General features: G+C 72.4%; 6 protein-coding genes. 1 reads left to right on the forward strand and 5 read right to left on the reverse strand.

What is annotated here, in order from left to right; genetic code table 11:
- The 4 genes from OOT08_RS09395 to OOT08_RS09410 form a co-directional block, all read right to left on the reverse strand.
- Positions 1–715, reverse strand: a 715-nt coding sequence (locus OOT08_RS09395; RefSeq protein ID WP_325092387.1) for a metal ABC transporter permease, incomplete at its 3' end; no start/stop codon positions are given.
- Positions 712–1593: a metal ABC transporter permease gene (locus tag OOT08_RS09400; protein ID WP_325092388.1), complete on the reverse strand. Its 882-nt coding sequence runs from the start codon at positions 1591–1593 to the stop codon at positions 712–714. The genes OOT08_RS09400 and OOT08_RS09395, both read right to left, overlap by 4 nt.
- Position 1594: 1 nt before the next feature.
- Positions 1595–2410 carry a metal ABC transporter ATP-binding protein gene (locus OOT08_RS09405; protein WP_325092389.1) on the reverse strand — a complete coding sequence of 272 codons (816 nt, stop codon included), beginning with the start codon at positions 2408–2410 and terminating at the stop codon, positions 1595–1597.
- Positions 2407–3483 carry a metal ABC transporter substrate-binding protein gene (locus OOT08_RS09410; protein ID WP_325092390.1) on the reverse strand — a complete coding sequence of 359 codons (1077 nt, stop codon included), beginning with the start codon at positions 3481–3483 and terminating at the stop codon, positions 2407–2409. Before OOT08_RS09410 ends, OOT08_RS09405 begins: the two co-directional genes overlap by 4 nt.
- Before the next feature lie 147 nt (positions 3484–3630).
- Here OOT08_RS09410 and OOT08_RS09415 point away from each other — a divergent pair, with 147 nt between their 5' ends.
- Positions 3631–5013, forward strand: a complete 1383-nt coding sequence (locus OOT08_RS09415; RefSeq protein ID WP_325092391.1) for an amidase — start codon at positions 3631–3633, stop codon at positions 5011–5013.
- Positions 5014–5029: 16 nt separating this feature from the next.
- Here the strand turns inward: OOT08_RS09415 and OOT08_RS09420 are convergent.
- On the reverse strand, positions 5030–6056 hold a 1027-nt coding region (locus OOT08_RS09420), incomplete at its 5' end, for a dihydrolipoamide acetyltransferase family protein (protein ID WP_325092392.1).

A 6056-nucleotide genomic window follows, 5' to 3' on the forward strand; every position in this document is an offset into this window, starting at 1 on the left:
CCGCGGCGACGTCCCACGCCCGGGAGGCCAGCAGGCCGCCGATGCCCGCGAGCACGCCGAGCCCCGCGGCGACCGGCGGGAGCCATCGGATATCCCGCACGAGCACCCGCGCGGCTGCGGCGGGACCGATCAGGATCGAGACGCCGAGGATCGCTCCGACGGCCGGCATCGCCACGACAACCGCCGCCGCGGTGAGCCCGGAGACGAGCAACTCGACCGGCCAGGCCCGGTACCCCGCGGCACGCGAACCGACGGGGTCGAAGGTGTCAAACAGGATCCGCCGCCCAAAGAAGAGCAGGGCGAGCACCGACACGACGAGCACCGCCCCCGTGGCCGCGACGTCCGTGCCGCTCACGCCGAAGGGCGAGCCGATCAGGAGCGCCTCGACGGGGATCCCGAGCCCGCGGTTCAGGGAGCTGAGGAGCGTGCCCAGCGCGAAGCCGAAGGAGAGCACGACTCCGGAGGCGACCTGCCGCCCCTGGCCCGGCACGCGGCCGAGGGCCGCCATGAGAAACACGAGCAGCACCGCGAACAGGGCCTGCCCGAGCAGCACGTTCACCCCAACGATGGCGGCGAGGACGCCGCCGGGGAAGGTCGCGTGGCTGAGCGCGACCGCGAAGAAGGAACGCTTGCGGAGCACGATCAGCACGCCGACGAGCCCGCTGAGCACCCCGAGCAGCGTGATCTCGATGAGGGCCATTCCGAAGTAGCTCATCGCGCACCCCCCGAACTGACCCGGGAGCGGGCCCCGCGACGGCGAGCAAGCGACCACAGCACGGCGAGCCCGTAGAGCCCGACCAGGAGGAGCACCACAACCGCGCCGGGCGAGGGCGTGTGCCCGCCGACAACCGAGGCGGTGAAGGTGAGCCACAGCCCGGCCGCCCCCGCGAGGAGCGGGGTGAGCACCGCGAGCGGCACGAGCCAGGCGAAGCGCCGGGTGACGAGGCGCGAAATCGCCATCGGCACCGTGAGCAAGGCCAGCACCATCAGGTTGCCGAGCGCCTGCACCCCGGCCACGATCAACAGGGCGACCGCGATATTCAGCACGAGGTCCACGAGCGCGGGGCGCGCTCCCGTCGCCCGGAAGCCGTCCGGATCGAAGGCGCGAATCAGCTGCGAGCGCGCAGTGAGGAGCACGAGCGCAATGGCGACGGCGGCGACGACCGCGATCTGCACGAGTTGAGCCGGCGTGACCGTGAGGAGCCGCCCGAAGAGCAGCTCCTCGAGCTGGCTCACGTAGTTCTCCTGCCGCGACACCAACACCACGCCCAGGCTGAAGGCGCTCGTGAGCACCACCGCGATACCCGCGTCGGAGCCGAGTCGGGGGCGGCGGCCAAGCACGGTCAGCAGGACCGCCGCCGCCAGCGCGGCAACCACCGCGCCGGGTAGCACCCCGGCGACCCCGCCGAGCAGGTTCCCCACGACCAGCCCGGGGAACACCGCGTGCACGAGCCCGTCACTGACAAACTCGAGGTCGCGGAAGCTAATAAACAGCCCGACCACGCCGCTGGCGACCGCGAGGATTGCGACCGTGGCGAGGGCCCGGGCCATGAAGGGGAGCTGGAAGATCTCCAGCAGGCTCACCGCGTCCATGTCAGACCGCGCCCAGGCTGAGCGCCGCGTCGCCGTGGTGGTGGCCGTCGTCGCCGTGCGGGCCGGTCTCGGCGGGCGCGCCGTGGAAGGTCGCGCGGACCAGCTCGGGCTCCAGCGTCTCCGCAACGGTGCCGAAGGCGAGCATCTCGCCGTTGAGGAGCATGACGTGGCTGCAGGCCTCGCGGGCGAGCTCCAGGTCGTGCGTGGAGACGAGGATCGTGCGCCCCTCGGCGCGGAGCCGGTTGACGGTCACGAGCAGCGAGTCTCGGTTCGGGCGGTCCAGCCCGTTGAAGGGCTCATCGAGGAGCACGAGCTCGGGGTCGGCAACCAGCGCGCGGGCCAGGATGCCCCGCTGCTGCTGACCGCCGGAGAGCTCGCCGAACTGCGCGCCCGCGTGCTGGCCCAGGCCGACCGCCTCGATGGCCTCGGTGACGCGTGCGCGCCCGGCCCGGCCCACGGGACGCAGGGGTCCGAGCTCCCGGTAGAGCCCCATCGTGACGGCCTGGCGAAGGGTGATCGGCAGCTCCCGGTCGCGGCGGTCCGCCTGCGGCAGGTAGCCGATCCGGGACAGCGCCTGACGGGGGGTGCCCCCGAGCACGCGCAGGGTGCCGCCCAGGTGTTCGGTGAGCCCGAGCACGCCGCCGAGCAGCGTGGATTTTCCGGAACCGTTCGGGCCGATCAGGGCGACCGAGTCACCCGCGTGGATCCGGGCGGTCACGCCGTGCACTGAGGGGGTGCCGGCGTAGCCGAAGGCCGCGTCGTCAAGCTCGACGACGGGCGTCGCATCGTCGGGGGCGTTCCCGGCCACGGCGCTCATGAGAGCTCCTTCGGCAGCGGGGTCGGGGTTGCGCCCCAGGCCCCAAGGATCAGACGGGTGTTCTCAATCGTGGCGGTGATGTAGGTGTCGGCGCCCGACCCGGCGGCCCCGAGCGAGTCCGCGTAGATGGCCCCCTCGGTCACGACCGTGACCCCGGCATCCCGGCCGATGGCCTCGGCCAGCTTCGGGCTCATCGAGGACTCCACAAAGATCGCGCTGACGCCCTGTTCCGTGATCTGGGCAATCAGGCGGTCCATCTCGGCGGCGCTGGGCTCGGCGTTGTCCTCGAAGCTCGGCAGCAGCGAGCCGACGAAGGTGATGCCGTAGTCGTGCAGGTAGTACGCGAGCGAGTTGTGCCCGCTCACAAACTGGCGCGTTTGCTCGGGCACCGCGGCGAAGTTCTCGGCGATCCAGGCGTCGAGCGCCGTCAACTGCTCCTCGTAGGCCGCGGCGTGTGCGCGGAAGGTCTCGGCGCCCTCGGGATCGGCCGCGGCCAGGCCCTCGGCGACCTCGGCGACCATCCCGGCCGCGTTCTTCGGGGCGGTCCAGAGGTGCGGGTTCACGGGGCCGTGATCGTGCCCCGCGTGCTCGTCGTGGACGTCCTCCTCGGCGTGCTCGTGACCGGCCTCCTCGCCGCCGTGCTCGTGCCCGTCGTCTTCGCCGCCCGCGTGTGCGAGGGCGTCGAGGTCCAGGCCGTCGCTGGCGTCCACGAGCGCGCCGTCGAAGCCGGAGGCCTCAATCGCGTCGTCGATGAAGCCCTCCAGCCCGGCCCCGTTCACGACCAGGACATCCGCCCGACCGATCTCCAGGAGTTCCGCCGGGGTGGGGTCGAAGTGGTGGGCGCTGCTGCCGGGCTCCATGAGCGCGGTGAGCTCGACCCGGTCGCCGCCGATTTCGGCGACAAAGTCGGCGAGCTGGGTCGTCGTGGCCACGACGCGGAACCCGTCGCCGGAGTCGGCCGGGGCGCTGGCGCAGCCGCTCAGGGCAAGGCTCAGCGTCAGGCCCGCTCCCGCGAGCAGGGGGGCAAGGGTGCGGGCACGAAACGGCCGTGCGGTGGTGCGTGGTGAGAACATGGGGTTCTTTCTAAATGAGAATGAGTCTCACTCTAAGTCAAATGAGAATCATTCGCAACATGGTGGCGGCGACCGGATAGGCTGGCGGGACCGCACAGCCCCGGCCCCGGATTCCGTCCGCCAGGTCCGGGTCGAGAGGAGCCAGCCATGACCGATCCCTTCGCCGGCAGCGCCCGCGCCCTGCGTGACGCCCTGGGCCGTGGCGCCGTGAGCGCTCGCGAGTCCGCCGAGCACTTCCTCGGCCAGATCGAGCAGCGCAACCCGGAACTCGGCAGCTTTGTCACGGTCGACGCCGCGGCCGCCCGCGCCGAGGCGGACGCCCGCGACGCGCAGCGCACGGCCGGTGCGCCTCTCGGCCGCCTGCACGGCGTTCCCCTCGCGTTCAAGGACCTGAGCGACGTCGCCGGGATGCCCACCAAGCTCGGCACCGCCGCGCTGGCACCCAGCGTGGCCGAGCAGGACGCACCCCTCGTGGCCACCCTGCGCGCCGCGGGCAGCGTCACGCTGGGCAAGACCCAGGTGCCCGAGTTCGGCCTGAGCAGCTACTCCGAGAACCTGATCGATCCGCCCGCCCGCAACCCCCTCGATCCGAGCCGCAGCGCCGGGGGATCGAGCGGGGGAAGCGCCGCCGCGGTCGCCGCGGGCATGCTCCCGGTCGCGCCCGGCAGCGACGGCGGGGGCTCGGTGCGCATCCCCGCCTCGGCCTGCGGGCTCATCGGCCTGAAGCCCGGCCTGGGCGCGGTGCCCGCTGACGTGGCCGCCGGGGACCGCGATGCCTATGGCTTCCCGAAATTCGCGGTCAGCGGGCCCCTCGCCCACACCGCCGAGGACGCCGCCTTGCTCTACGACGCCATGCGCGGTGACGCCGCCGAGGCGAGCCTCGCCGCGGTGGACCGCGCGGGGGAGCTCCCCGCCCTGCGCATCGGCTTCAGCACGGCGTCACCCTTCGCCTCCTGGTACCCGATCGAGCTGGCCCCGGAGGCCGAGGCCGCGATGGCGGCGGGTCGGCTCGCGCTGGAGGCGGCGGGCAACCGGGTGCTCCCGGCCGAGTTCCGCTACGACCCCCGCTACGCGGACGGCTTCACGACCCTCTGGACCTCCGCCCTCGGCCTGATCGACCTCCCCGAGGGGGCGCTCGAGCGCATGGGCACCCTGGCCCGGGACTTCACCGTGCGCGCCACCGCGCGCGACCCGGAGCTCAATCACCGGGCGGCCCGCGAGCTCAGCGAGGTCGCGGAGGACATGCGGCGGCAGTGGGCCGAGTTTGACCTCGTGCTCACCCCGGCAATGGCCCAGCTCCCGCCCGCGGTCGGCAGCCTCATCAGCCAGGACGCGGACACCGACTACCGGATGCAGTGCCAGTACACCCCGTACTCGTCGATGGTCAACGTGACGGGGCTCCCCGCGATCACGATCCCGACCCTGACGACCCCAGCGGGGCTCTCGATGGGCGTGCAACTCATCGGCCCTGCGGGCTCGGAGGGGCTCCTGCTCGCGGTCGCGAGCACGCTCGCTCCCCGCGCCGCCTGACCCGCGCAGCCCTCGGCTAGTCGAGGAGGAGCGCGGGCTCCTCGAGCACCGAGGCGACGTCGGCCGTGAAGCGGCTGACGACGTCCCCGTCGACCACGCGGTGATCAAAGGAGGCACCAACCGTCGTGACGTAGCGGGGCATCACCTGGCCGTCCACGACCCAGGGCTTCTGCTTGATCGTGCCGAGCGCGACGATCGCGACCTCGCCCGGGTTCAGGATCGGGGTGCCCGTGTCCATGCCGAACACGCCGATGTTCGTGATCGTGATCGTCCCATCGGCCATCTGCGCGGGCTGGGTGCGGCCGTCGCGGGCCGTGATCGTGAGCTGCTCGATCGCCTGCGCGAGCTCCAGCAGGCTCATGTCCTGCGCGTCCTTGAGGTTCGGCACGATCAGCCCGCGGGGCGTCGCCGCGGCGATGCCGAGGTTGACGAAGTTGTGCACGATGATCTCCTCGTCCGTCCAGGTGGAGTTCACCCAGGGGTTGCGGCGCACCGCCCAGAGCACGGCCTTCGCCATGATGAGCAGGGGAGAGACCTTGACCCCGGCGAAATCGGTTGAGGACTTCAGCCGCTTCACGAACTCCATCGTGCGGGTCGCATCTACGTCGACGAAGACGCTGACGTGCGGGGCCTGGAAGGCGCTCGTGACCATCGCGTTCGCGATCTGCTTGCGCATGCCCTTGACGGGGTGGCGCTCCTCGCGGACGCTCGGCACCTCGGGGGTCTGGATGTTGCGGAACACGCTCGCCTGGCTGGCCTGGCGCACGACGTCGTCGCGGGTGATCTCGCCGCCGATGCCGCTGCCGTCCACCTCGGCGAGGTCGACGCCGAGGTCCTTGGCGAGCTTCCGGATGGGGGGCTTTGCGAGAATCGGGCTCGCGGAGGCGACCGGCAGGTCGGCCCCGGGGAGCACGGGCTCGCCGCCGCGACGGCGGCGGCTCTTGACCGCGCCGCCCGTGCCGTAGCCCACGAGCACGGCTCCGCCGCCCTCCTCGGGGGCCGCTGGGGCCTCCGGGGTGGCGGGCGTGGTCTCCGCGACCGTC

The sequence above is a fragment of the Leucobacter sp. M11 genome (genome assembly GCF_035726885.1).
GTDB lineage: Bacteria > Actinomycetota > Actinomycetes > Actinomycetales > Microbacteriaceae > JAPFRB01.

Coding starts and splice junctions, on each gene's coding strand:
- OOT08_RS09415 (WP_325092391.1), top strand. CDS start 3,631: ATGACCGATCCCTTCGCCGGCAGCGCCCGCGCCCTGCGTGACGCCCTG.
- OOT08_RS09400 (WP_325092388.1), bottom strand. CDS start 1,593: ATGGACGCGGTGAGCCTGCTGGAGATCTTCCAGCTCCCCTTCATGGCC.
- OOT08_RS09405 (WP_325092389.1), bottom strand. CDS start 2,410: ATGAGCGCCGTGGCCGGGAACGCCCCCGACGATGCGACGCCCGTCGTC.
- OOT08_RS09410 (WP_325092390.1), bottom strand. CDS start 3,483: ATGTTCTCACCACGCACCACCGCACGGCCGTTTCGTGCCCGCACCCTT.